Annotated in this window: 21 protein-coding genes and 6 pseudogenes; 14 read left to right on the top strand and 13 right to left on the bottom strand. The window is 65.7% G+C overall.

Annotated elements, in window-relative coordinates:
* Window positions 1-149 precede the first annotated feature (149 nt).
* Window positions 150-968, top strand: a complete 819-nt coding sequence (locus AB0H57_RS30090; RefSeq protein ID WP_357512052.1) for a 2-hydroxyacid dehydrogenase — start codon at window positions 150-152, stop codon at window positions 966-968.
* A 474-nt stretch (window positions 969-1442) separates the two neighbouring features.
* On the opposite strand, the gene AB0H57_RS30085 is transcribed toward AB0H57_RS30090, so the two are convergent.
* Window positions 1443-2315, bottom strand: coding sequence for an ABC transporter permease (locus tag AB0H57_RS30085; protein ID WP_357512051.1), 873 nt, complete (start codon window positions 2313-2315; stop codon window positions 1443-1445).
* A complete protein-coding gene (locus AB0H57_RS30080) occupies window positions 2315-3250 on the bottom strand; it encodes an ABC transporter ATP-binding protein (RefSeq protein ID WP_357512050.1) in 936 nt (311 codons plus the stop codon). Before AB0H57_RS30080 ends, AB0H57_RS30085 begins: the two co-directional genes overlap by 1 nt.
* A 132-nt stretch (window positions 3251-3382) precedes the next feature.
* Here AB0H57_RS30080 and AB0H57_RS30075 point away from each other — a divergent pair, with 132 nt between their 5' ends.
* The 4 genes from AB0H57_RS30075 to AB0H57_RS30060 all read left to right on the top strand — a co-directional run bounded on the left by AB0H57_RS30075 (window position 3383) and on the right by AB0H57_RS30060 (window position 6559).
* Window positions 3383-4567: a sensor histidine kinase gene (locus AB0H57_RS30075; protein ID WP_357512049.1), complete on the top strand. Its 1185-nt coding sequence runs from the start codon at window positions 3383-3385 to the stop codon at window positions 4565-4567.
* On the top strand, window positions 4564-5226 hold the full coding sequence (locus AB0H57_RS30070) for a response regulator transcription factor (RefSeq protein WP_357512048.1): 663 nt from the start codon (window positions 4564-4566) through the stop codon (window positions 5224-5226). The genes AB0H57_RS30075 and AB0H57_RS30070 overlap by 4 nt, the downstream gene beginning before the upstream one ends.
* 101 nt (window positions 5227-5327) lie before the next feature.
* Entirely contained in the window at window positions 5328-6230 is a 903-nt protein-coding gene (locus tag AB0H57_RS30065; protein WP_357512047.1) for a DUF5996 family protein, read from the top strand.
* Between the two features lie 164 nt (window positions 6231-6394).
* Window positions 6395-6559 (top strand): hypothetical protein, encoded by a 165-nt coding sequence (locus tag AB0H57_RS30060; protein WP_357512046.1) that lies wholly within the window; start codon window positions 6395-6397, stop codon window positions 6557-6559.
* A gap of 161 nt (window positions 6560-6720) precedes the next feature.
* On the opposite strand, the gene AB0H57_RS30055 is transcribed toward AB0H57_RS30060, so the two are convergent.
* Both AB0H57_RS30055 and msrB read right to left on the bottom strand, forming a co-directional pair.
* Entirely contained in the window at window positions 6721-7908 is a 1188-nt protein-coding gene (locus AB0H57_RS30055) for a low temperature requirement protein A (RefSeq protein ID WP_357512045.1), read from the bottom strand.
* 220 nt (window positions 7909-8128) lie between these two features.
* Window positions 8129-8599 (bottom strand): peptide-methionine (R)-S-oxide reductase MsrB, encoded by a 471-nt coding sequence (gene msrB, locus AB0H57_RS30050; protein WP_357512044.1) that lies wholly within the window; start codon window positions 8597-8599, stop codon window positions 8129-8131.
* A gap of 827 nt (window positions 8600-9426) precedes the next feature.
* Between msrB and AB0H57_RS30045 the strand changes: the two genes are divergently transcribed.
* On the top strand, window positions 9427-9780 hold the full coding sequence (locus AB0H57_RS30045) for an IS3 family transposase (RefSeq protein WP_357512043.1): 354 nt from the start codon (window positions 9427-9429) through the stop codon (window positions 9778-9780).
* Window positions 9777-10316: an IS3 family transposase gene (locus AB0H57_RS30040; RefSeq protein ID WP_357512056.1), complete on the top strand. Its 540-nt coding sequence runs from the start codon at window positions 9777-9779 to the stop codon at window positions 10314-10316. The genes AB0H57_RS30045 and AB0H57_RS30040 overlap by 4 nt, the downstream gene beginning before the upstream one ends.
* A 212-nt stretch (window positions 10317-10528) precedes the next feature.
* On the opposite strand, the gene AB0H57_RS30035 is transcribed toward AB0H57_RS30040, so the two are convergent.
* Together AB0H57_RS30035 and AB0H57_RS30030 are read right to left on the bottom strand one after the other, a co-directional pair.
* The gene (locus AB0H57_RS30035; RefSeq protein ID WP_357512055.1) at window positions 10529-11281 is read right to left on the bottom strand and encodes a VCBS repeat-containing protein; all 753 of its coding nucleotides are present in this window, start codon (window positions 11279-11281) and stop codon (window positions 10529-10531) included.
* Between the two features lie 30 nt (window positions 11282-11311).
* Window positions 11312-11965, bottom strand: a pseudogene (locus AB0H57_RS30030) (hypothetical protein); the annotation flags it as partial.
* Window positions 11966-12197: 232 nt separating this feature from the next.
* Between AB0H57_RS30030 and AB0H57_RS30025 the strand changes: the two are divergent.
* Window positions 12198-12484: pseudogene (locus AB0H57_RS30025) on the top strand (IS5/IS1182 family transposase); the annotation flags it as partial.
* Between the two features lie 776 nt (window positions 12485-13260).
* Here AB0H57_RS30025 and AB0H57_RS30020 read toward each other — a convergent pair.
* Window positions 13261-14613, bottom strand: coding sequence for a VCBS repeat-containing protein (locus AB0H57_RS30020; RefSeq protein ID WP_357512042.1), 1353 nt, complete (start codon window positions 14611-14613; stop codon window positions 13261-13263).
* Between the two features lie 187 nt (window positions 14614-14800).
* On the bottom strand, window positions 14801-14995 hold the full coding sequence (locus AB0H57_RS30015; RefSeq protein ID WP_357512041.1) for a hypothetical protein: 195 nt from the start codon (window positions 14993-14995) through the stop codon (window positions 14801-14803).
* 201 nt (window positions 14996-15196) lie between these two features.
* On the opposite strand from AB0H57_RS30015, the pseudogene AB0H57_RS30010 reads away from it, so the two are divergent.
* Window positions 15197-15585, top strand: a pseudogene (locus AB0H57_RS30010) (IS5 family transposase); the annotation flags it as partial.
* 21 nt (window positions 15586-15606) lie between these two features.
* Here AB0H57_RS30010 and AB0H57_RS30005 read toward each other — a convergent pair.
* Together AB0H57_RS30005 and AB0H57_RS30000 are read right to left on the bottom strand one after the other, a co-directional pair.
* Window positions 15607-16460, bottom strand: a pseudogene (locus AB0H57_RS30005) (transposase).
* 507 nt (window positions 16461-16967) lie between these two features.
* Complete coding sequence (locus AB0H57_RS30000; protein ID WP_357512054.1) at window positions 16968-18038, bottom strand: IS630 family transposase; 1071 nt, start codon at window positions 18036-18038, stop codon at window positions 16968-16970.
* A 103-nt stretch (window positions 18039-18141) separates the two neighbouring features.
* Here AB0H57_RS30000 and AB0H57_RS29995 point away from each other — a divergent pair, with 103 nt between their 5' ends.
* The 3 genes from AB0H57_RS29995 (at window position 18142) to AB0H57_RS29985 (ending at window position 18906) form a co-directional block, all read left to right on the top strand.
* Window positions 18142-18300 (top strand): hypothetical protein, encoded by a 159-nt coding sequence (locus tag AB0H57_RS29995; RefSeq protein WP_357512040.1) that lies wholly within the window; start codon window positions 18142-18144, stop codon window positions 18298-18300.
* Window positions 18297-18464 carry a hypothetical protein gene (locus tag AB0H57_RS29990; protein WP_357512039.1) on the top strand — a complete coding sequence of 56 codons (168 nt, stop codon included), beginning with the start codon at window positions 18297-18299 and terminating at the stop codon, window positions 18462-18464. Before AB0H57_RS29995 ends, AB0H57_RS29990 begins: the two co-directional genes overlap by 4 nt.
* Before the next feature lie 148 nt (window positions 18465-18612).
* On the top strand, window positions 18613-18906 hold the full coding sequence (locus AB0H57_RS29985) for a hypothetical protein (protein WP_357512038.1): 294 nt from the start codon (window positions 18613-18615) through the stop codon (window positions 18904-18906).
* Between the two features lie 36 nt (window positions 18907-18942).
* On the opposite strand, the gene AB0H57_RS29980 is transcribed toward AB0H57_RS29985, so the two are convergent.
* Window positions 18943-20121, bottom strand: a complete 1179-nt coding sequence (locus AB0H57_RS29980; protein WP_357512037.1) for an ISAs1 family transposase — start codon at window positions 20119-20121, stop codon at window positions 18943-18945.
* A 411-nt stretch (window positions 20122-20532) separates the two neighbouring features.
* Window positions 20533-20757, bottom strand: a complete 225-nt coding sequence (locus tag AB0H57_RS29975; protein WP_357512036.1) for a hypothetical protein — start codon at window positions 20755-20757, stop codon at window positions 20533-20535.
* A 281-nt stretch (window positions 20758-21038) separates the two neighbouring features.
* Here AB0H57_RS29975 and AB0H57_RS29970 point away from each other — a divergent pair.
* Together AB0H57_RS29970 and AB0H57_RS29965 are read left to right on the top strand one after the other, a co-directional pair.
* Window positions 21039-21707, top strand: a pseudogene (locus AB0H57_RS29970) (AfsR/SARP family transcriptional regulator); the annotation flags it as partial.
* Between the two features lie 213 nt (window positions 21708-21920).
* Window positions 21921-24107: a tetratricopeptide repeat protein gene (locus AB0H57_RS29965; RefSeq protein WP_357512053.1), complete on the top strand. Its 2187-nt coding sequence runs from the start codon at window positions 21921-21923 to the stop codon at window positions 24105-24107.
* A gap of 74 nt (window positions 24108-24181) precedes the next feature.
* On the opposite strand, the pseudogene AB0H57_RS29960 reads toward AB0H57_RS29965, so the two are convergent.
* Window positions 24182-24640: pseudogene (locus AB0H57_RS29960) on the bottom strand (transposase family protein); the annotation flags it as partial.
* Window positions 24641-24788: the final 148 nt, after the last annotated feature.

The raw sequence follows: 24788 nt of genomic DNA, 5'->3' as shown, positions 1-24788 counted from the left end.
TGTGTCCCTGGAGCATCGGCCGGATCACCGCTGCCGCCTTGGTCCTGCTCCACATCGACCACGACCGCACAACGTGATCACCCAACGCCACCAACTGTTACTCGGAAAGGCTCAATCTGGACGTCGCGCTTTACGACGGCACTCAGCCCATGCCCGAAAACCTGGATGATGTCGAGTATTATGCGCTTCCGTACGGGACTATTGATCCGCGCTTCTGCGAGCTGATCGCCAGGATGCCCCGACTCAAAGTGGTGCAGACCGTGACCGCCGGCTACGACCATGTCCTTCCGTTCCTGCGGCCCGGCCTGATCCTGGCCAACGGCCGGGGCGTGCATGACGCGGCCACCGCCGAGCTGGCCGTGGCGCTCACCCTGGCCGCCCGGCGCCGGCTGCCGGACTTCGTCCGGGCTGCGGGCGAGGGTCGCTGGGCTTCGGGCTGGTCGACCGGTCTGGCTGATGCCCGTGTGCTGATCGTCGGGTACGGCTCGATCGGCGCCGCGATCGAGCGCCGGCTGGCTGGGTTCGAGGTGGAAATCAGCCGGGTGGCCCGCAGCGCCCGCCCCGGCGTACGGCCAATTTCCGAAATTTCGGAGATTTTGCGACGAGTGGATGTTGTCATCCTGGCCACCCCGCTGACCCCGGAGACCGAGGGTCTGGTGAACAAGGATTTCCTCGCAAGGATGGCCAACGGCGCCCTGCTGATCAACGTTTCACGGGGACGGGTGGTGGACACCGAGGCGCTGCTCGCCGAACTCAACGCGGGCCGGCTGCACGCTGCCCTGGACGTCACCGAACCCGAGCCGCTGCCCGCCGACCACCCGCTGTGGTCCGCGCCGAACGTCCTGATCAGCCCGCACGTCGGCGGCCTGACCGCCGCGTTGGCGCCCCGGGCCCGCCGACTACTGGTCGACCAGGTCCGGCGGTACGCAGCGGACGAGCCGCTCGTGAACGTCGTTATCGGGCCGTAACTTTCGGTCCCGCCCGCGGGCCAACTCCGCTGCAACTTCCGGTCCCACCGGCGGGCCAACTCCGCTGCTTCCGGGTGCCAGAACAGGCGTGCCAGCATGATCGGGTGCACCCTCATCGGCATGAGCGGACGTCGTCGGCCTGTGGAGCTTGAGTCGCCGTGCTGACGCTCGAGCGCGCAAGGCCCACCGGCGTCGCCGCGGCAAGACCGACGCCATCGACGCCGAAGCAGCAGCTCGAGCGGTCCTGTCCGGCACAGCTAAGCACGTTTGCTATCGATCCCCGGCCGCTCAGGACGTCACCTACCTACGGATGCATTCCGTTCCGGATGCGTCCCCAGAGCCGAATCTCTACATCGAACTGACCGTCGCCAAGCTCGACACGGAGGCCTGTGGCCCACGTTCATCCATGTCATCCGTACCCCTGTTATTCCAGCCCAGGACCCCACCCGAAGTGCGGGATCGGGGATGGAGCGCTCAGGCGGTGTCCCGCCGGACGATCAGCAGGCCGGCGGCAAGGGCGAAGGCGGCCGTGTAGACGGCGAGCAGCAGTACGGCCGGGCCGCCACCGATCGCGTCCAGAACACCCGGCGTGCCGTCCTCGCTGAAAGTGGGCGCGCCCAGCGCGGCGGCGAGGGAGCCGGCTGCCGTGCCGGGCAGCACGTCGGTCACGACTTCCAGCGGTTCGAGCGCGTTCGCCACCCCGCGCAGCAGGTTCTCGACCGCGAGAGCCCACACCATGCCTAGGCCGACGGCCAGCGCCGGGCTCCGGGCCAGCGTCCCGACCAGGACCCCGGCAGTGGTCCACATGCCGTAGATCAGCAGGCCGGCGCCGAACGCCTGCGCGACCTGCGACAGCGGCGGCCAGTCGAGCGTCTGGGACTCGGCCGAGCAGATGAGTGTGGCGATCCCGAAGTTGACCACGAACACGGCCGCAACCAGACCGACGATCACCGTGGCGAGGGCGGCCATCGTGCCACCGTAGGTCGATGCCCGGGAGGGTCCCTGGGTGAAGACGGTCTTCCACGTTCCCCAACCGAACCCGCTGCCCACCGCGAGCGCGCCGAGGATCAGCAGGATCGCACCGCCGAACATGGGCATCCCCTGCACGGTGGTCACCGGCACGCCGGCCGGCAGCAGCGTTTGCAGCACACGCTCGGGCGGCATGCTCTCGTTGATCTCCGAACCGCTGTCGGTGCGGTAGCTCATGTAGTTGAAGACGTATCCGAACAGGATGTTGAGGAGCATTCCGGCCCCCAGCATCACCCACAGCGCCGGCCACCTGCCCAGCCTGAGCAGCTCGGCACGGGTGCTGGAAAGGAGCGATGCCGATCCACGTCGCGCGTTCATCAGTGCGCCATCCTCTCGCTGGTGCCACTCGGTCCGGAAGCGTTCGCTGCCGCGGTGAGTTCGAAGAAGACCTCTTCGAGAGTGCGTTCGCAGATGCGCAGCTCATTGAGGAGGACCCCCTCCTCAACCAACGCCCGGGCGATCTCTGGCGCCGTGGTGGCATCCGCCCTGAGCCGGATGCCCTCGCCGGTGTACTCGACCGCGTCGTCGCCGGCCACCCGCATCGCGACCGCCAAGGCGATGTCGATCGGCTCGGCACGGACGTACAGCAACCGGGTGCCCCGGATGTCGGCGACGCTGCTCTCCGTGATCAGCCGGCCGCAGGAGATCACCCCGACCCGGTCGCAAATCTCCTGTACCTCGCTGAGCAGATGGCTGGAGAGCAGCACGGTCTTCCCCTGCGCGCGGAGGTCGGCGACCAGCCGTCCCATGTCGGCCATGCCCGCCGGGTCCAGCCCGTTGGTCGGCTCGTCGAGCACCAACAACTCCGGGTCGCCCAGCAGGGCCGACGCCACCCCGAGGCGCTGCTTCATGCCGAGCGAGTAGGAGCGGAACGCATCGCGACCCCGCCCGGCCAGGTTGACCCGCTCGAGCGCAGCGTCCGCGGCGGCGTCCGGGAGTCCCTGGTAACGGGCCATCACCCGCAGGTTGTTCCGCCCGGACAGGTACGGGTAGAAGCCGGGACCCTCGATGAGGGCGCCGATCCGGGCGGTCGCCGCCGGGTCGCCGGGCCGGTGTCCGAGCACGCTCGCGCCCCCGCTGGTCGGCCGCATCAGGCCAAGGATCATGCGCAGGGTGGTCGTCTTACCGGCGCCGTTGGGCCCGAGGAAGCCGTACACCTCGCCCCGGCGGACGGTCAGGCTGACGCCGTCGACGGCGGCGTGCGTCCCGTACCGCTTGGTCATTCCATCGGTGGTCACGACTGTTCCGGTCATGCCGGAAGCGTCGCAGCCGGCTACCGCGTCCCGCGTCGGCCGCGCACCGCTATCCGCGTACGCAGATCCGCGTACGGCGCGTACGGCAACGCGCCAACGCGCGGCTCCACCGCGAGCGCATATCCTCGGCGGGTGCGTTCCCATGGCCTGAGGCGTCGCTGGGACAGCGTCTGGCCGGTGCTGCTGATCATGCTTCCCGGACTGCTGGGTACCCGGTCGGCCGGCGAGGGCGAGGTCGGGTGGACCAGACAGCCGGACCTGTTCGCGTACGCGCTGGTCGTGTTCGCGGCGCTGGCCGCAGCCGTGATGCGCCGGCGCCCCGGCGTGACGTTCGCCTGCTGTACCGCGGCGGTCGTGACCTACCTGGCGGTCGGCTATCCGGTCGGGCCGATGCTCATCGCCGTGCCCGTCGCCGCAGCCGGAGTAGCCGTCGCATGGCCGCTGCGCCGGACGCTGGTCCTCAACGGAGGGATGGGCCTGGCGGTGCTCGCGGCCGGGGGCGTCCGGTTCGGCCTGGCAGGCGGCCGGCCCCTCTTGGGCTGGCTGGCGACCATGTTCACGATGGTGGCCGTACCCACCGCCATCGGCGTGGCGGTCCGGTTCAGCCGGGAGTCGGAGGCCAGGCTGCGGACCGCACACGCGCTTCGCGCGGTCTCGGATGAGCGGCTGCGGATGGCGCGGGAACTGCACGACTCCGTGGGACACGGTCTTGCGGTGATCGCGATGCAGGCCGGGGTCGCGCTGCATGTGCTGGCGCGGAACCCGGACAAGGCGCGCGAGTCGCTGGAGGCGATCCAGGCCGCCAGCCGGGAGTCGCTGCACGGGATGCGCGCCCAGCTCGAGGTGTTGCGGAGCCCTGAAGGCGAGGACGCGCCCTGGCGGCCGGCTCCCGGCCTCGCCGACGCCGAGGTGCTGCTGGACCGGATCCGTACCGGCGGGCTCAAGGTAGCGGCGACCATCTCGGCGGGAGAGCTGCCACCGGAGGTCGACGCCGCCGCGTACCGCATCCTGCAGGAGTCGCTGACCAACGTCCTCCGGTACGCCGGCGCGACGCTGGCCCGGGTGCGGGCCACCCGGGAAGGTGACGTCCTCGTCCTAGAGGTCAACGACAACGGTCCCGCCGGCGGCGCCGCCGCGAGCGGACCGGGTGCCGACGGCCGCACCGGGAGCGGCATCGCCGGAATGCGGGCCCGCGCGGAGCGGCTCGGCGGCGAACTGGTGGCCGGCCCGCGGCCCGAAGGTGGCTTCGCCGTGCGCGCCCGCCTGCCGCTGGCGGGCCACCCCTGCGACGCCGACGTGCCAGGATCGGAGCCATGATTCGCGTCGTGGTCATCGACGACCAAGCCCTGGTCCGGATGGGGTTGCGCACGCTGCTGGAGAACGAGGACGACACCGAGCTCGTGGGCGAGGCCACCGACGGGCGGTCCGGCGTGGAGTTGGTCCGGCGGACCAAGCCGGACGTGGTGCTGATGGACATCCGGATGCCCCAGGTCGACGGGTTGGGCGCGCTCCGGGAGATCACTGCGGACCCGACACTCGCCAAGGTCCGCGTCGTGATGCTCACCACGTTCGAGCTGGACGAGTACGTCTTCGGGGCCCTGCACAACGGCGCCAGCGGGTTCGTCCTCAAGGACTCCCCGCCCGACGAACTGCTGCGCGCCGTGCGGGTGGTCGCAGGCGGCGGGTCGCTGCTGTCGCCGTCCGTGACCCGCCGGGTCATCCAACGTTTCGCCGTCCGCGGTACGTCCAGTACTACCCCTCCCGAACTGAACCGGCTCACCGAGCGGGAACGGGAGATGGTCGCCTGGGTGGCGACCGGCCGCTCCAACGACGAGATCGCCGCCGAGTTGGTGGTCAGCCCGGCGACAGTACGCACGCACGTGAGCCGCGCGATGGTCAAGCTCAACGCCCGGGACCGCGCCCAGCTCGTCGTCTTCGCCGTCCAATCCGGACTGACGCTGCCGGAGCCCGGCTAAGCGCCCTCGGCGGCCGTGCTCCTTGGCCGCACGGACCATCTCGGCCGCGGCTCTCGCCTATGGGCCTGGACGGTGCACGGCACGCTGTCGGAGGAGTCCGGATGACCGAGTTGTTCCCGCCGATCCCGCTGTCCGCCTGGGCGGACTCGAAGGAAACCGTCCACCGGTTCGCGCAGATCGTCGGCAAGATCCGGCTGGACCAGGCACCGCCGCGCAACCACTGGTGGCAGGTACCGTTCCATCTGACCGGCCGCGGCATCACGTCCCGGCCGATGGGCCGGGACGTGATGTTCGCCATCGACTTCGACTTCGTCGACCACCGGCTGGTCATCAACACCTTGGCCGGCCAGACGGTCTCCTTCCCGCTGCCCGGCCTGTCCGTCGCGGCGTTCCACGAGCGACTGTTCACCGCGCTCGAGTACCTGGATATCCGCGTCCACATCAAGGCCGAGCCCTACGATCTGAGCGACAGCATCCCGTTCGCCGAGGACACCACGCACGGCGCGTACGACCCGTACTGGGTCAACCGGTACTGGCAGGTACTCAGCCAGGTGGGGCTGGTGCTGGAGGAGTACGCCGCCCGGTGCAACGCCAAGACCAGACCGGTGCACCACTTCTGGCACACCTTCGACATCGCGGTCAGCCGGTTCTCCGGCCGGCAGGTGCCGCAGCCGCACACCGTCGACCCGGTGACCCGGGAGGCGTACTCGCACGAGGTGATCAGCGCCGGCTTCTGGTTCGGCGACGAGAACATTTCCGAGCCGGCCTTCTACTCCTACACCGCACCCGAGCCCGACGGCCTCACCGAGGAACCGCTGCGACCCGCGCAGGCGCACTGGGTCGAAAGCCGGGATGCACACCTCGCGCTGCTGACGTACGACGACGCCCGCGCCGCCGCCGACCCCCGCGCGACGGTCCTCGCCTTCCTGGAGAGCGCCTACCAGGCCGGCGCCCACCGTGCCGGCTGGGATACGAGCAAGCTGCGCACCCAGTACGCACCCTGACCACCGGCACCAGCGTGACCGGTGTCCGTCGTGCCGAGGCCGGCAGGTTCAGCCGCGACAACACTGGCAATGGCGTCGGAGCCCGGACGGAGCGCGTGATCTTGGGCGGCGCCAGGACGCCGACGAGCTGCCCGTTACCGGACCGTGGTAGCCAAGGTGGGTTCATGGCCACCATCGTCGCGGGTCACCCGGAGTCAATCCCGACTTCTTGGAGCAACCAGCACAAGCAGCCGCTGGCGAGCGGGACAGACAGGTCAGGGCGTGATATTCACGCCATGGTTGGCGTTGCCGGGGCCGAAACCTCATCCGCCCAGGTGGAGCCGCCGTAAGCGGATCTTGACGGCGGCCGCAGGAGCCGGGGCCTCTCCCGACTGCCTCTCCGCAAGACCCGGCCGCGGTTCTCCCCCAGCCCGACCGGGCCGACGCAATGGGGCGAACAGGGCTGAGCGGGCACTCGTTCGGGTGGGCACCGCCGTTACGGCAGGGAAGCTCATCGATAACCTTTGGTGGCCTTGACGATCTGCGGGCTGACCACGATGGCGTACCCGACGAGAAGCGCCGAGGTGAGCCCGAGCAGCAGGTCAGGTTCGGTGACCACCAGCGTCACCACGATGGCCAGCGTGATTCCCACCAGGCCAACGATGAACCGGCGCCGGGGCAGGCGACCGAGAGCGAAGCGGTGCAGACCCAACCCGCACAGCATCCACGTGACGATCGATCCGCCCAGCACGAGTCGCGCGTTGAGCGGCATCTGACGTGACTGCCCGATCTCGTACACCACTACACCCAGCGCCCAACCTAGGAAGAGCACGGCAGCGCCAGCGGGTGAGTGGAGATAGGCGTAGCCCTGACCGCTACCCAACTGCGGCACGGCGAGCCTGCTGTTCACGTAGGTGGTGTAGATCCACCAGATGCTGGCTGGCAGGAGGAAGGCCGCCAAGGCGGCCACCACCACGCGGGCGGGCGGGTGGGCGCTGGGTACCGCGTCACGCAGGTTGGTCAGCGTGGCGCCAAGCAGAATGATGGTGAACTGCCCCAGCCGTTCAGGCAGGTGGGTGCGGTGTACGGGATGGCGGCGGAGCCAGCGGCGGCCGAGCCACGGGGTGAGCAACTCGATAGCCAGGGCGGTGATCCACACTGCCGGTCGCGCGGCCGGGGAGATGGCCAGTGACCCAGCCCAGAGCAACCAGCCGGTACCGAATCCGGTGAAGTAGACGGCGACCAGATCCCAGGCGGACCGGTCGGCTGTGAGGACTCGCAGGTACATCAGGAGCAGACAGCCACGCACGATCAGATACCCGACCGGCAACAGCAGCCCGGACGGAGCCTCCGGCACACCGAGGGTGATGGCGCCCGCGCCGACCGTCGCGGCCAGCACGAGCAGTCGGTGCAAAGTGTCGTCCGGGTCGTAGCGGGTGTCGTAGAAGGACTGGCCGATCCATGACCACTGGATGAGCACGTAGAGCACGACGGCAACGGCGAGCTCTGCTGCACTCGGCGATGCCCGGGTGTCCAACCGTGCGGTCACGCCCAACAGGGCCAGGACGAATACCAGGTCGAAGAAGAGTTCAAGCCAGGTGGCGTGCCGCTCTTCGTTCAGCTCCGGCCCGCCGGGGTAACGTAGCCCCAGCAGACCGACGGTACGGGACAGCCGGGTCAATCCGCCGCCGCCGGCCAATCGCCCGCCCCTCCCCCACGCAGTCACTACTACTGGCAATCATCAGCTAACGGGTCGTATCAGGTGCCAGGATCCACTCGTGGCTTGAGGCAGCAGCTGACGGCAGTGAGGTCGGCATCTGTCAGACCACTGCGGTGCAAGCACACCGGCGCGGATGCGGATGAGGTCTTGGGTTCCCCAAAGCCCCCCCCGCCAGCCAGGGATCGCCTTCTCGGTCGTGTCAGTCACCGCCTCCTTTCCCCATCTGGGGCTCGAATATCTTGCGGTACTCGCCATAACCTTCACGTTCAAGGTCGTCATACTGGATGAACCGAAGTGCGGCGGAATTCATGCAATAACGCAAACCGCCAGCCTCTACAGGACCATCATCAAACACGTGACCAAGGTGACTGTCCCCGTGCGCCGACCGCACCTCGGTACGAATCATACCGAGGCTGGATTCTCGGACTTCGACCACGTTCTCCGATTCGATCGGCTTGGTGAAAGTCGGCCATCCGGTACCGCTGTCGTATTTGTGGACGGAAGCAAACAGCGGTTCGCCGGATACGATATCGACGTAGATGCCCGGCGCCTCGTTGTCCCAATAGGCGTTGTTGAAGGCCGGCTCTGTCTCAGCTTCCTGAGTGACTCGGTATTGCTCCTTCGACAGTCGGGAAATTGCCCCGGAGTCCTTGTGATACTCGTGTGACACAGTCGTTCCTCTCGGATTAGGCCGGCCTCGACGTGCCGACCCTTTGCCGCGGGCCGCGTCTATTCACAGATGCGCGAACAGTCCAACCGTCGGCAATCGCGCAGGCCATCACGTCCTTGGCCAATAGCCCCCTCAACCCCGACGTTCACCGCACACGGTGTCTCGAACGCCGCATACCCCCGTTTTGGGTTGACTAACCACGATCTCAGATCGCCACCGCGGGCCGCGGCATCGACCCTCCAGGGGGATAGCAAAGCTCATGGGATGTCTGTCATTGACCGGCCTTCGCTGGTCATCTCCCAGGGCGATTACGTAGTCGGTTAGCGCGCGGTCCTGGTGGGCGCGTCGTCGTTTGCCGCGATCACGGACTGGCTGCACGATCTGGACGAACAGGCCCGCGATCGGCTCGGCTTCGGCGACGGGGTGCCTCCCCAGGCCGTACCGCTGCTGGGAGAAAGTGAAGATCGTCAGAAACGACCGGAGTAGCCGATGAGGTCGCACGAGGCGCGGGTTGTCGTTCGCCCCTGGTTTGGCGGGTGTGGTTCTCGGTAAGTGGTCGGTGGGGTGTTCGGCGCGAAACCGGCGGTGATCTTCATGGTCATCGAGTCCTCGGTGGCGGCGGCAGCGTAGGGACGGTAGGTGAGGCATTCCAGGGAACGAGCCAGCCTGTGATGCCACCCTGCCACAGGCCGTCGGGTCGACGCTGAACACTTTGGTCGCGCCACGCGCGGGCGACGTTAAGGAGGGCGTGCGATTCCCCTCGTAGCTGGAGGCCAGGACTTCCTCAAGCGATCCGTGGTCCTGTGGGTCAAGGAAGCGACGGGCCGGTGAGCGTGGCTGCCTTCATCGCTTCCCAGAGGACCGAGCACGACGTGCCGCACGCGGTGGCCTGCCGAGCCTTGGGTGTCTCGCAGTCCTGGTTCTACAAGTGGCGTGACCGGCCACCCACGCCGCGGCAGGACCGTCGGGTCCGGCTCGCCGACGCGGCGCGGAAGGTGTTCGACGATTCCGGCGGCACCTACGGCAGTCCGCGTATCGGTGACGAGCTGCGGGAGCAGGGCTGGCAGGTCTCCGACAACACGGTCGCCCAGCTGATGGCAGAGCTGGGGCTGGTCGCTCGGGCCAGGCGACGCAGGCGCGGGCTGACCCGGCCGGGTAAGCGGCCAGCCGCTGCGACCTGATCAAGCGAGAGTTCACCACACCGGCACCGGACGTCGCCTGGTGCGGCGACATGACCGAGATCGCCACCGGCGAGGGCAAGCTCTACCTGGCCACCGTCATCGACCTGCACTCCCGGCGCATCCTCGGCTACGCCATGGGCGCCCACCATGATGCCGCCCTCGTCGCCGCGGCGTTGAACATGGCCGCCGTCACCCGAGGCGGCCACGTCGCCGGTGTGATCTTCCACAGCGACCGCGGTAGCGAGTACACCTCGGCCGAGTTCGCCCGCGCGTGTGCCCGCTGGAAGGTACGCCAGTCCATGGGCCGGGTCGGGTCGTGCTTCGACAACGCCGTCGCCGAGGCCACCTTCTCCACCATTAGAGTCGAGTACGTCCACCGCCGGCAGTTCCGCACCCGCACCGAAGCGCGCATCAAGATCGCCACGTGTGTCACCGACTTCTACAACCACCGCCGTCGCCATTCCGCCTGCGACGGGCGATCACCTATCGAATATGAACGATCAGCGGCGCAGGGTCTGGAGACCCAAGCCGCATAACAGAGCCCTCCACGCTTCCAGGGGATTGACAACCTGCGCGATCGGTTGCCGGTCTCCCGGACGATCCGCACGGCACCCTCGCGGAACTCCCGGTCGAACCGTCTCCTCTTCTCAGCCATGACCATCTATCCCCTTAGTACTGCAACGGAGGGACGCGCCGCGGCCCCGCCTGATGCTGTTAGATCAGGCGGGGCCATCAGAGATGGGTCAATCTAGGGCTTGGTGAAGCCGCTGGCGATGATCTTGCTGGTGGTGCCGTCGTACTTCTTGGTGGTCGTGTTGTACCAGTAGGCGCGGGTGCCGCCGTCGGCGAAGGTGGCCATGAGTTCAGCGTGGAACTTGCCGGCGCTGTCTCGGACGCCGTCGATGTCTCCGAACTTGGTCATCACAGGGCTGCTGAATCCCTGGGCGACAACAGTGTTGGTGCCGTCGTACGCGCTGCCGTTGTAGGTGTAGGCGTGGATGTCGCCGTTGCCCCAGATGCCGGCGAGTTCAGCCTTGCGGTCGCCATCGATGTCGGCAAACTTTCGGGCGAATGGATCAGTAAAACCGCTGGCGATGATCTTGCTGGTGGCGCCGTCGTACTTCTTGGTGGTCGTGTTGTACCAGTAGGCACGAGTGCCGCCGTCGGCGAAGGTGGCCATCAGCTCGACGCGGCCATTGCCGTCGATGTCCGCGACGTTGAGATTGGCACCGTCACCGAATCCCCCGGCGACGACGCTGTTGGCGCCGTCGTACACGCTGCCGTTGAAGGTGTAAGCGTGAACATTGCCGTCGCTCCACACGTTCAGTAGCTCGGCGTTGCCGTCCCCATCGACGTCGCCATACTTGACCCTGGTGGGATCGGAGAAGCCGCTGGCGACAATCGTGTTGGCACCGTCGTACACGTCGCCGTTGAAAGTGTAGGCATGGATATCGCCATTGTTCCAGATGCTCAACAATTCGGCCTTGTTGTCACCGTTGATATCGGCGAACTGAACCCGCCCCTCACGCGGTTCGTTGAGCCACTCCTCGACGGTCTCTCCACGGAGGACGCTGAGCAGCGCCTCTTTGTTCTTGAAGCTCTCTACCTTGTCGCGGTCCTCACTCAGATGGATGTGCCACAGGTGAGAGGAGTCGGAAGTAGCCGCACGACCATAACGGAAGTCCCATCCCTCGACCGAGGTGTCGCTGTCGGCTTGGCCAAAGAACTCCCGCCATCCGTCCAGACGCGGATCATTCGGGTTCTGGGCCGACGCAAGAAGCCGGTTGGAATAGCGGGCGATGTTGGTGAAGTTCGAGACGGCGACCGTCACGTCGGCCGGAAGCGCCTGGTCCGCATTCGGATCGACGGACAAGGAGCTCAGTGACAGGCTCTGGGCCTCGGGGAAGGTCCAGTCGTAGGCGGCGGCCTTGTCTGACGGGCCGCCCTTGTCCTCCGTGTCCCGCACAGAGTAGTTGGTGGGATCGTTGGCCGCGCGAGTGTTGTGGTAACCCGGCTTGTTGGCGTAGATCCCGCCGTTCTGCGAACCCGGTTGGAGCTTAAGGAGTTCTTCCATCAGCCACCAGGAAGCCTCGGTGATCCTCCCCGGGTTCGGGTTGGCTGCCGCGCTGGCCGAGGTGGGTGCCACGATAATGCTGGCGGCGAGTGTCGCCGAGGCGACTGCCATTGCGCCAAGTAGAGTCAGACGCTTTTCCGTCGGTACGATCTTGCTTAATGACCAGTGCATCATGCTTCCTTCTTTCAAGGGCGGGGGTTCGGGTTGACCCAAGCCCGCGCGTTCGGGCATGGGTCCTCCCTCGAACAGGAGCAATATTGCAGGGATGCGATCCAAGCCAGTCATCGATCCGTCATCAGACGTCCGACTGCGAGTCAACCCGTGTGGGCCTGACCCGCTTTGACGGACCTGGGTCGACGCCGGCTTCAAGAACCGCGTCGTCGAACACGGCGCCGCACTCGGCGTCGACATTGAGATCGCCACCAAGGACCCGCAGGTCAAGGGCTTCAGCGTGGTTGAACGCCGATGGATCGTCGAACGCACATCGGCTGGCTCATGCACCACCGCCGACTCGTCGGCGACTACGAAGCCCGACCCGACAACTCCGCAAGCATGATCACCATCGCCATGATCGGCGACCTCGCCAAACGCCTCACCACCGAAACCACCCCAACCTGGCGAGACGACTAAACCGCTATAACATACAAAGTACGTGAATCAGACGTCCTCTGAGATGTGGACACCCTGAGCCTGGACGTTGGTCCAGAGGAAGGGGTCCCCGTTGGGCGTCCATCGAAGTACACGGAAGAGTTTCAGCGCGATGCGTTGGCCTGGTCCGGTCGTCGGGGCGACGATCAACCCGTTTCCCCGTGAACTGGGGCTGAGCGAACAGATCATCCCTGCCATGATCATGTGTGTGCGCAACCAATACCTTGGCGGGGATGACGGCCGCTCATGCTATCCCTCCAGCCTTACCGACGCGATGTGCGGTCCTCGCCCCCTCATGCCGGTATGTGACCTGCGTAAAGGCGGTCGGCCGCGTAAGTGGGAAGATCCGCTGATCCTGGTACGGGTAAGCGGCCGGCCGTGAGCCGGAGCCGACCACGGCGGTCCTGGATCGCGCAATCGAGCGGACGATGCCGTTCGGGTTGATCACCCAGAGCATCGTGGTGATCTGGTACGCCCTCCACGGCCAGAGCCCCAACATCCTCGACGAGCGTCGCGCCCACGCCCGGTAGTGCCGCACCAAGACCATCCGTCCTACCTGGAGACGATCGTCAAGCTCCGACGGGTCCTCATCGCCGCCCGTCACCCAGCGCACCGGCGCAACGTCGAGGTGGTCGTGGTCGACGTCGACCCGGCGCGACGGGCCGGGTATTCCGGTGGTTTGATGGCCGCTGAAGGGGACGCGCCGCGGCCCCGCCTGATGCTGTTAGATCAGGCGGGGCCATCAGAGATGGGTCAATCTAGGGCTTGGTGAAGCCGCTGGCGATGATCTTGCTGGTGGTGCCGTCGTACTTCTTGGTGGTCGTGTTGTACCAGTAGGCGCGGGTGCCGCCGTCGGCGAAGGTGGCCATGAGTTCAGCGTGGAACTTGCCGGCGCTGTCTCGGACGCCGTCGATGTCTCCGAACTTGGTCATCACAGGGCTGCTGAATCCCTGGGCGACAACAGTGTTGGTGCCGTCGTACGCGCTGCCGTTGTAGGTGTAGGCGTGGATGTCGCCGTTGCCCCAGATGCCGGCGAGTTCAGCCTTGCGGTCGCCATCGATGTCGGCAAACTTTCGGGCGAATGGATCAGTAAAACCGCTGGCGATGATCTTGCTGGTGGCGCCGTCGTACTTCTTGGTGGTCGTGTTGTACCAGTAGGCACGAGTGCCGCCGTCGGCGAAGGTGGCCATCAGCTCGACGCGGCCATTGCCGTCGATGTCCGCGACGTTGAGATTGGCACCGTCACCGAATCCCCCGGCGACGACGCTGTTGGCGCCGTCGTACACGCTGCCGTTGAAGGTGTAAGCGTGAACATTGCCGTCGCTCCACACGTTCAGTAGCTCGGCGTTGCCGTCCCCATCGACGTCGCCATACTTGACCCTGGTGGGATCGGAGAAGCCGCTGGCGACAATCGTGTTGGCACCGTCGTACACGTCGCCGTTGAAAGTGTAGGCATGGATATCGCCATTGTTCCAGATGCTCAACAATTCGGCCTTGTTGTCACCGTTGATATCGGCGAACTGAACCCGCCCCTCACGCGGTTCGTTCCACAGCGCGTTGACGATGATTTGGGCATCGTTGGCCTGGTACTGGTACTTGTCCGGATAGGCGGAGACCTGCACCGTCTGGCAGACCTCACCGATCGGCGCAGTCATCCACGATCCGTTCTGATACTTGTCCTCCATCACGCTGAGGAACTTGTTGGTGGCCCAGGTCGCGTTTAACCGCTGTTCCCGGCTGCCCCACCACTCTTGCTGCTGAAACAGGCCGAGGCTGGTGTGGTCCACCTCCTCGGCAATGTTCTGCAGATGGGTTTCCACGATCACCGTGGCGATGGCGATCACAGCGGCCCGGGAAGCCAAGCCACGCGCCTTCGTGGCACTGACCACCATCCGGGCACACGAGGTGCGGTAGGCGTTCATGTAGCCGCGCATGTCCGACTGCAACTGGCTGTTCAACGTCGTCGCGAGCGCCGCGTCAGCGCTGGTCGTACCGTTCGGATCGCACGGTGCGGTCGCGTACGCCACTCCCGGCGATGCCAGCGCGGGAATTGGTTTCGGCGTCGGGTTTGGCACGGCCGCAGCGGCCGAGACACCTGTAGTCAGGATCATCGCGCTAAGAACGGCAGCCAGAGTTGCGCTGCGTGGGAAGATTGCACTTCTTCGCATGGGATGCCTTTCTGAAGGACCGGCGCGGTCGCACTGACTCGGTGGTACTCGGACACCAGCGGAACTGCTGTCCGGTTCCCGTGGAAATGCGATGGCGTCAAGCCGCGACGGAGTAAATGTGGCTCGGCGGTCAGGGGAGGGGATCGACTAGGACGCCGACGTGGAGGCCACGGTCGGGCAACCCGATGGTGTAGGCGGTAAAGGGGTTGGTGCTGTCGAGCAAGTAATCCAGCGCCCGAACCTCCTTGTGCTCGCTCGACGCCGCAAACCTGCGGCCTCGGATCAGATACAGCGGAACAACCGGCAGCTTGCCTGTCTCCGTCACCGATCCATCATCGAACCATCATTGTGGATCGAACAGTTTGGGTGCCGTGACGCGAACGGCCCGATCGCCCAGCCGAGGGTCTGCCATTGACAGGTGCGACTGTGCCCGTGCGGCATTCGACTTCCAGAGCGTGTTTGAGAAGGTCTGTTATGGACGGCGTGGCGGCATGACTTTTACCGGCGGGCGGGGCAGGGCGGCGCGGTGTCTGCGCGTCGTGGCTACCCCTCGGACCTGACCGATGCCCAGTGGGCGTTGATCGAGCCGCTGTTGCCGGAGCCGAACACGGACGGGCGGTGGGAGAAGCATCCGCGGGCGGGAGATCGTCAATGCGGTCCTGTACGTGGTGCGGTCCGGGTGTCCGTGGCGGTATCTGCCTGCTGACCTGCCGCCATGGCAGACGGTGTACTGGTACTTCACTCGGTGGGAAGAAGCCGGTGTGACGGAGAAACTCCTGGCCCCGCTGCGGATCAAGACGCGGGTGCAGCAGGGCCGAGCCCCGGAGCCGTCGGCGGGGATCATCGACTCCCAGAGCGTGAAGAGGCGCCGATACCGTCGGCCGGGACAGCCGGGGCTACGACGCGGGGAAGAAGACATCCGAATGGGAACTGCTGTCAAGCGGTGGAAGGTAGTCGCTGGTTGGCAGCATTGGGGAAGGCGACGGTTTGATTGAAGGTGATGCGGTTGCTGAGGCAGTGGGAAGGCAGCCGATCATGCGGTTGAACAGGTTGCGTTGGGCGGCGGTGTGCCGGTCGCCGGCTTGCCGGCGGCGGTCGTAGTGGGCTCTGGCACCGGTGGAGTGGGTCAGGGCGGCGAAGGCCCAGACGTAGCCGACGGCGGCGAGTCTCTGGTTCTTGACCCGGCGAGCGAGGACGGCTCGGCTCTTGCCGGAGGCGCGGGTGACGGGCGCACTCGGGCGATGGGGTGGAAGACGGCTTCACGGCGAACGCCGACCGCGGTGAGGTATCCGGGGAAGTACTCACGCAGATGCGAGCAGAGTTTGTTACCCGGCCTGGGTGTGGTCCCAGACGGCGTCCTGCTGAACTCGGGCGAGGACCGCGACGGCCTGGGCCAGCTCGGTATCGGCGGGCAGCTCGCCGTGCGCGGCTGCGTCGGTGCGCAGAATGTTCGCGAGTGTCATGGCGTCGAGGAGGTGGTCAGACTGCTTGCGGGTGAGCGTGTGTCGTTCGCGGTATCGGGCGACGGCCATCGGGTTGATCGCGTAGACCCGCCGTCCGGTGGCGCGCAGACACGCCACGAGTAGTCCTCGCGACGTCTCGATCGCCACAGAAATGGGTTGTTCGGCGCAGTCGCCGTGCTCGGCGAGGACCTGCAGCAGCTGCGCGAGGCCTGCGGCGGTGTCCTCGACGCGGGCCCGGGCCAGCAACGCCCCGGTGTCATCGATGACGGCGATGTCATGGTGGTCACTGGCCCAGTCGATGCCACAGAACACGGTCGGTTGATCCACGCTGTCTCCGTTGGTAGGCGCACGCTGGCTGGTCGTTGTCGTGCAGGGCACGCGGCTCCCTAATGGAAGGGCTCGGTGGCCCGACATCCGATTGGTCGTTCGTGACCCCAGCAGCCCGCGGGGCCCTCGGTCTGATCAGGAGCTCGTCGGCTCCCGAACACGGTGGGAGGAGGTGATTCCCGCGGGCGACTCGAACCAGCGGCCATCTTCGTTGTCATCGCGTGGTGAGGCACGCCGCTGGCGGCCAGCGTCAGCACCCGTCAGCCTTCTTTGAGGGTTGCACGCACGGACCAACGGAGGACGTAGTGCTGGCGCTGGCAGGCTGACGACGGACCCGCTGAAATCGCCGAGACGATCCACACTCAGAACTCGCGCTCGGGTGACCAGCAGACTTCAGCGGCTTTAACTTCTGCCCATTAGGTCAACGGTCGGAAGCGGTCCATCGTCAGCGACACCCTGGGCCTGCTGGTCACCGTGGCGGTGCTCGCCGCGAGCTAGTGTTCTGTCTCAGTTTTGACTAGCCGCTTGTTGGAGAGCGACTCGTCCACGTCGGACCTTGGCCAGGATCGATTCGGCTGTGGCGGTCCACACGAACGGTTTCGGGTCGTCGTTGTGTACGCGCAGGTATTCCTCGATGGCGGTGACGAGGTCGTCGACGCTGCGGAACACGCCGCGGCGGATCATCTTGTCGGTCAGGTCGGCGAACCAGCGCTCCACCAGGTTGAGCCAGGACGAGCTGGTCGGGGTGAAGTGCAGGTGGAAGCGGGGGTGCTTGGCCAGCCATGCCTTGACGTTGGGGTGGGTGTGGGTGCCGTAGTTGTCGACGATCATGTGGATCTGCAGGTTGCGGGGCACGGTCGTGTCGATGGTGCGCAGGAACCGCAGGAACTCGTCGTGCCGGTGCCGGGCGAAGCACTTGCCGATCACCTTGCCGGTCAGCACGTCCAACGCGGCGAACAGGGTCGTGGTGCCGTGCCGCTTGTAGTCGTGGGTCATCGTGCCGGCCCGGCCGGGCTTGAGCGGCTGGCTCGGCTGGGTGCGGTCCAGGGCCTGGATCTGCGACTTTTCGTCCATGCACAGCACCACGGCCTTGTCCGGCGGGTTCAGGTACAAACCGACGACGTCGACGAGCTTTTTCTCGAACCGCTTGTCGTTGGACAGCTTGAACGTCTCCACCAGGTGCGGCTTGAGGCCTCGGGCGTCCCACACCCGCTGCACCGTCGCCGGACTCACGCCGACCTTCGCCGCCATCGACCGGCACGACCAGTGCGTCGCCCCCTCCGGCTTCGAATGCAGCGTCAGCTCCACAATCCGGTCGATCGTGGCCTGCGGGATCGACGCCTTACGGCCACGCCCCGCCGCAACCTTGCCCAGATCGGCCAGCCCACGCTCGGCGAACTCCGACCGCCATGCCCGCACCGTCACCCGAGTCACTCCGGCCAGCGCCGCATTGTCGGCGTTGGACATCCCGTCTGCCGCGCGCAGCAGCACCTGCGCCCGCTGCACCAACCGATGCGCGACCGTACGCGACTTGGCAACAGACTCCAGCAGTTCCCGCTGGCCCGGTTCGAGCACCAGCGGTGCGGCAGCACGAGTCACGCCCAGAGTCTACCAAAACGGCTAGCTATTTGCGAGACAGAACACTAGCAGGACCGCGATGGCGCCAAGACCACCCTGCTCAGTGCCTACATGCTCACCCCCGATCCGGCACGTCTTCGCCGACCAAGACTTCGCCGGCCGCTTGGTCGACTGGACCCGCGACACCCTGCGCACGACGCTGGAGATCGTCCGGAAACCCGCCGACCAGCGCGGCTTCGCCGTCCACGCCCCTGGGTCGTGAGACGCACCCTGGCCTGGCTCACCGCCTCCCGCCGGCTCGCCCGCGACTACGAACGCCACCCCGCCGTCTCCGGAGCCCTCATCCGCTGGGCCGCCATCGCCGGCATGACACGCCGCATCCACCCCGCACGCCGTCAAGTTCGCCGCAACTTCACCTGGACTTGACCAACCCCATCTCAAACACGCTCTGACCGCGATGAAAATGGCTGTGAAGGTGAGGCCCTGCTGCTGGGCGCAGGTCAGGTCGTGCAGATGTCCCATCATTGCGTCGGCGGTCCATATCGGCAGCCCGTCCGGGCGCATGATCGCCTGGATGTTCGCGCCGATGTCTCGGTGCTTTCCGAACTACCACGCGTCGATGGTGTCGCCCTTGACGCTGAACGTGGCGGTCACAGTCGAACAGCTTGCCGTCCAGGATCACGTACGACCAGCCGTCGTCAGCGACCCGCTGCAACACCTCGTGCAGATCGGGCGCCTGCGCCGCGAGGACCGCGACGCCCTCGGCCACGTACCGGTACGCGGTGGCCTGAGAGACGCCGATCCCGGCACCCAGCATGTCTTGTCCTCGGCCTTGCAGAACCAGATCAGCACCAGCAACGCCTGGTAGAAGCAGGTCAACGCCCGTGTCACGGGCGTTTCAAGATCATGACGTGAGGCCGAGGATGGCGAAGGGTCTGGTCATGTTGCGGCTGGCCCAGCGGGTGGCTTCGGTGATATCGCAGCGTCCGGCCAGGCGTAGGGCGTTGATGGCCAGGTTGCGCATGGAGGCCAGGACGCGGGGTCCGTTGCGGGTGCGGACTTTGCTGGCGTCTTCGCGGTAGCAGGTGTCTCTGATCCAGTGCAGGGATTCGATGGCCCAGTGGCCCTGGTTGAAGGCGGCGATTCGGGTGGGCGTGGCGTGTTCGGGGGTATGGCTGGCCACGCCGAGTTGGGCGGCGGCGCGCAGGTGCCGGCCGCTGGTGTCGGTGACGTAACGTTCGATCAGCCAGACCTGGTTGACGTGTGGGAACGGCAGATCGGCCGGGGCGGGTAGCACCCGGATGGTGCGTCGAGTGATCCGTCCGTGGCCGGTGTCGGTGCGGCTGGCCGCGATCGGGACCTGCGGCCAGGGCAGCGTGTTGAGGGCGTCGAACAGGGCTTGCCGGTTCTCCTTGACCGGGAACACGAACTGGCCGCCGCGGGAGTGGATGAGCTCGGCGGTGGCCTTGACGGTGTGTAACGCGTCCGCGGTGACGGTCCTGCCGTGCAGGTCGAGGGTTTCCAGCAGGTCGCGGGCGCAGGCCGGCTCGTTGGTCTTGGCCCCGGCGACGTCGACCTGGCCGATCACCACCGCGGGTGTGCCGGGCTCGATGCCGCCGGCCAATGCCGCGAGCAGGTGCAGTTGCTGCCCGTCGGCATCGACGGCGCCGCAGACCGTCTTGCCGTCCAGGCGGACCAGATCCCCGGGTTCGGACTCCGGTGCCGCAGCGTTGCGGGGCGGGGCCTCATCCTGCGGCTCGCGGCCTGATCGGCGGGCCGCCGTCCACGCTCCGATCGCGGTGTCCAGGGCCTGCGGATCAGTATCGGTGCATACCCGCCACAGCGTCGACCGCGACGGCCGACCGGCCGGCAGCACACCGGCCCGAAGATACAAGTCGGTCAACGCCGGCTGCGGCACGTCGGCCACCCAGCCCGCCATCGCCGTGTACCCGGTCATCCCGGCCACCGTCGCCGCCGCGACCAGCGCCAATACCACCACCGCCGGATGATCCCGGCCCTGCGACGACCGGCCGTCCGACACCCCGGACAGCAACTCCAGCAGGTCAGCACACGCCTCAGCCACCGGGACACCCGCAACCGACGCGACATCGGCGTCGGACATGACACACTGCCCCACGACGAAGCTCCGTCAAGACAAGATCCGTGAGAAGACCTCGTCCTACCGGAGCTTCGTCCTCACCTCACCTCGCGACACGCCCACTGTGGCCAGACCGCGACCCGGCACTCACGCCAAGCTCATGATCTTGAAACGGCCGTGACGCCCGTGTCCCGCGTCGAGTGCCCCGGGCACATCGCTCGGCGGCGAGCAGGCGGGCGACGTGGCGCACCAGTTCCCTGGGCACGTCAACCAGGCACGATAGGCAATCACGTGGAGCCCTCTCGAAGACGTGGTTTCTGTCGCAAGAACCTGTCTATCGATGGCTCCACGTCTGTATCGAGCACCGACCGACCTGACCCGATTCGCCCGTGTCGATCAGGTCCAGCCCACGCCTCTCGCTGAGATCACCTGAGTATCTGCTGATCGGCAGATATCGCAGCCGATCGTCCAGCTCATATTCTTGTAGCCGAGCATGCTGGCTGCCTTAGCCAGCGGGTTGGCCCTGACGTTTGAAGAGGCTCGCGACGGACGCAACGTCCGGCGAACCTGACCGAACTCCTCGCCACAGAGCTGCCGGTAAAGCCGCAACAGGGTGTCCATGATCAACTAATGAGGGCTTCGAGACGCGGAGTGGAAGAGTTTGGCCGTTTGGTCCAAGTGTCCGCATGCGCCGCAGTATAGAGATTGTCACTTAACAACGAGATGTATCCACAACCAGTCACTTGAACAACGCAACGCTTCGGGTCGCGTCGTGCGGTAGTTGGCCGAGCGCCAACGGCGGGAGGCGTGGGCCCGAGGCCAATCGATGTCAAGGCAGTAGCCTTCCGCAACTAGCCGTCACGCAACCCTACCCGCGAGCAAGATTGGATCGGACCCAGCAAGTGCAGTTCAGAATCCTCGGACCCTTGGAGGTATTAACCACAAAGGGCGCGCTTGCCGTCGGTGGCGAGCGCAGCCGCAGCCTGCTAGCTGCACTTCTACTTGATGCAGATCGAGTCGTCCCGATAGAGACCCTGATCGAGGCAATTTGGGGAGGGGACCCACCCTCCAGTGCTCGCGTGCAGGTGCAGAACCGCGTGTCCGTCCTGCGCAAAGTTCTGAGGGAGGCAGAGCCAAGGGCTCCATCGATCCTGACGCGAGGGTCGGGGTACTCCCTGATGCTTGGTAACGAGGAACTTGACCTTCGGCGGTTCGAGGACTCCTTCTCCGAGGCTCATCGGCTAGCACAGTCTGGGGAGTTGGAGGAAGCTCGGGAAGCTGTCGCTGTGGCGCTAACCCATTGGCGAGGAGCGGCGTTGGACGGCCTGAGCAGTGATCACCTCCGCCTCGCTGCCGGGAACCTGGAAGAACGGCGTTTGGCAGCCCTTGACCTGCGGATCGGTCTGGACCTTGAACTCGGCCGGAACCGCGAGTTGATCAGCGAGCTGCGAACCCTCACCCTTAGTTATCCCTACCGAGAGGGGGTACATGGCCGATTGATGCTGGCCTTGTATCGTGACGGTCGCCAAGCCGAGGCGCTGGAGGCCTACCAGCGAGCCCGAGAGATCCTCGTTGATCAGCTCGGGCTTGAACCAGGGCCCGACCTCCAAAGGCTTCACGAGGCAATCCTTCGCTCCAGCGATGAACTCCTGTCAGTGCATGCCGGCCTCCATATTAGTAAAGCGGTGCCCACGCCGGTGGGCGCAGAGGGTCTTGCCACCACATATCCCGCGATCCCGCGTGCTCTACCGCCGGCCGTCCACGCGCTTCCCGGACGTCGGGATGTGCTTGAGAAACTCGATGAGATCGTTGGGATTGATCAGCGTGGGAGAACCGTCGTGATAACGGGCGCGGCAGGCGTCGGTAAGACGGCACTGGCAGTCTACTGGGCGCATAGGGCGGCAGCCCGATACCTCGACGGGCAATTGTATGTGAACCTAAATGGCTACGCGGAAGCGCCACCCCGAGAGAGCATTGATGTGCTCTCAATGTTCTTGAGGACCCTTGGTGTCCGGCCCGAACACGTGCCCGAGTCCGTTGCAGAGGCTTCATCGCTATACCGAACGCTGCTCGCAGCCCGCCGTATGCTCGTGATCCTTGACAATGCGCATTCGCCGCAGCAGGTGCGTCCTTTGTTGCCGGCTGGTCCAGGGTGCGTAGCGCTCGTAACTAGCCGCAGTTGTCTGTCCGGCATCGTGGCCACGGATGGAGCCGAGCGCATCACCCTGGACGCACTCGAACCGTCAGCCGCCTACGAACTTCTTGTCGGGAAGCTCGGGCCACGTCGTGCACGGGGTCAGGAGACTGATATTAAGCAGTTGGCCAGTGCTTGTGGCTATCTCCCGTTGGCCCTGTGCATAGCTGCCGCCAACCTCGATAGCAGGTCTCAACAACCGATCGGTGATTACCTGGCTGCACTACGCGGGGTTAATCGTTTGAGCGCTCTGGCTGTATTCGACGACAGCGAGGCGGCCGTGCGTACGGCCTTCCAACTTTCGTACGATGCCGCCAGTGGTGGAGGGCGTCGCCTTTTCCGGCTTCTCAGTCTCGTTCCCGGTCCCGACTTCGGAATAGGAGCCGCGGGGGTGGTAATGGGGGCGGACGAGCCTTCCGTATCGGTGCTCATGAGTGAACTCGCTGACGCCCACCTTATCTCCGAATCACGAGCAGGGCGGTTTACGTTCCACGACCTTCTCAGGGAGTATGCCAGGGAGCGTGCCGATGTTGAAGAGAAGGACAATGAGAAGGAGCGGGCGCGACAGCGGCTGTTTCGCTGGTACCTGGTAAACGTTGACTCAGCCGCCTCAGCTCTGTACCCCCAGATGGTGCGCTTACCCGCGCCATTGTCCAACCGCGAAAGCAATCGTTGGACAGCGACGCCATCTCTGGCAGCAGCGTGGCTTGAAGCAGAGTACCGAAACTTGGTCGCCTGCGTCCACGAAGCCGGCACGAACGGTAGTGAGGTTGCCTGGCTTATTGCCGACGGCCTTCGAGGCTTTCATTGGCGCCAAGGCATGTTTGCCGATTGGCGTAGTATCACTTCTGCCGCACTCGCAGCGGCCGAGCGGTCTCATAATTCGATAGCCCAGGCGGCGATGCGACTGAGCTTGGGTCATGCAGCTCACTATAAATGCAACTACCGAGACGCGGCGAGCCATCTGGCCGAGGCGGTGTCGCTTAGTGAGCGTGCCGGCTGGCGTCTTGGCACTATCGCTGCCAAAACAAATCTAGGGACAGTTTACGCCCAAATGGGCGAGCTTTCGCTGGCTCTCGCCGAGCACACTGGTGCGCTTGAACTTGCTTCCGATCCCGCTCAGCGCGGCACCCTACTGAACAACCTGGGCAACGATTATCGGTTTCTCGGACGTTTGGATGAGGCCCTGGACGTGCTGTCTCGGGCACGCCTGATATACAAGCAGGCAGGCGGCTCGGCAATTGGCGAAGCCGCCGTACTTGATTCGCTTGGAGCCGTACATCACGAGCTCGGGAAGTTTGAAGAGGCGAGGGGGTTACTGCTAGAAGCGTTAGAAATATGCGAAGTGATCGGGCATGCCCAAGTGGAGGCTACTACTCGTATTGACTTGGCACTGCTGTGCAGCGATGCCGGGGATCTTGCCGCGGCCCTCCGGCACGGCACCGCTGCTGCCCGCATGGTCAACAAGGTGGGCGGCCGCGGTATGCAGGCTGAGTTGGCCAACTGTCTCGGAGTCATACACCTTACTTTAGGAAACTTTGATAGATCCTTGACAAATTACAAGGCCGCTATCGCGCTTGCAGAGAAAGTTGGCGCTCCCCACGTCCAGTCGCGCGCATATTTGGGATTGTGCAGGGTTTACCTCGTCCTCGGTGATGTACGTGGTGCTAGGCGCGCGGCGTCGTCCGCGCTGGGGATCGCTAGGAAACATATGTTTGCTGAGGTTGAGCGCCTAGCACGCGCGATCTTGGTCGAAGCTGCGAGCGGACCAATGTAAAGGAACGCGGCTGAATAGCCGTATCCCATTCGCCGTGGCTCCAAGATCAGAGCAGTGAGTTGCCGCATCGCGGACGGTTGCGGGTCGCCGAGGGCGACGACGAGGCGGGTGTGGGCGTCGATGGCGACCTGCAGGTTGGTGCTGTAGCGGTAGTTCTTGCTCGGTGCGGCCAGCCGGTGGTCGCGGGTCGGGACCAGGATGCCGTCGACGATGGCGATCTGGTCGACGCGCCGTCAGCGTACCGAGGCCAGGGCGAGTAGCGGGCCGAGGGTGTCGATGACCCGGTGCGCGGCGGAGTGCAACACCCCGAACAGCGGGCCGATCTGGCGCATGGTCAGGTTCGTCCGCCAGTACGTGGCGACCAGCAGCACCCGATCGGCGAGGTCAAGTGACCACAGATGGCCCGGCCGATCGTCGGCGATCGCGTCCTCGCTACGCTCGGCGACCAGCCGGACCAGCCTGCAAAACTGGGCGGGCTGCAGCCCGGTGAACGGGAAGATCCACTCCGGGCGGGCCGCCGTGATCACCTGCACCACGAGGCGGTCCACCATGGACCTGACACCCGAGTTGCGAGACGTCCCTTAAAGTTCCTAACAAAGTCGTAGGACGTGTCGGTACGTGATGATGCAGGTGGCGAGGCCGAGGAAGGCTTCGTGGATGTCGTCGCGGCGTTCCCAGCGG

It is taken from the genome of Micromonospora sp. NPDC050686, from assembly GCF_040654475.1.
GTDB lineage: Bacteria > Actinomycetota > Actinomycetes > Mycobacteriales > Micromonosporaceae > Micromonospora.
The sequence above is the reverse complement of the archived record's forward strand: the minus strand, read 5'-3'. Positions and strand labels throughout refer to the sequence as shown.

Bases quoted from the DNA above. Each gene is read 5' to 3' on its own strand.
- AB0H57_RS30085 (WP_357512051.1), bottom strand. From the start codon at position 2,315: ATGAACGCGCGACGTGGATCGGCATCGCTCCTTTCCAGCACCCGTGCC.
- AB0H57_RS30065 (WP_357512047.1), top strand. From the start codon at position 5,328: ATGACCGAGTTGTTCCCGCCGATCCCGCTGTCCGCCTGGGCGGACTCG.
- AB0H57_RS29975 (WP_357512036.1), bottom strand. From the start codon at position 20,757: ATGGACACCCTGTTGCGGCTTTACCGGCAGCTCTGTGGCGAGGAGTTC.
- AB0H57_RS30060 (WP_357512046.1), top strand. From the start codon at position 6,395: ATGGCCACCATCGTCGCGGGTCACCCGGAGTCAATCCCGACTTCTTGG.
- AB0H57_RS30020 (WP_357512042.1), bottom strand. From the start codon at position 14,613: ATGATCCTGACTACAGGTGTCTCGGCCGCTGCGGCCGTGCCAAACCCG.
- AB0H57_RS29985 (WP_357512038.1), top strand. From the start codon at position 18,613: ATGTTCGCGCCGATGTCTCGGTGCTTTCCGAACTACCACGCGTCGATG.
- AB0H57_RS30070 (WP_357512048.1), top strand. From the start codon at position 4,564: ATGATTCGCGTCGTGGTCATCGACGACCAAGCCCTGGTCCGGATGGGG.
- AB0H57_RS30090 (WP_357512052.1), top strand. From the start codon at position 150: ATGCCCGAAAACCTGGATGATGTCGAGTATTATGCGCTTCCGTACGGG.
- AB0H57_RS30080 (WP_357512050.1), bottom strand. From the start codon at position 3,250: ATGACCGGAACAGTCGTGACCACCGATGGAATGACCAAGCGGTACGGG.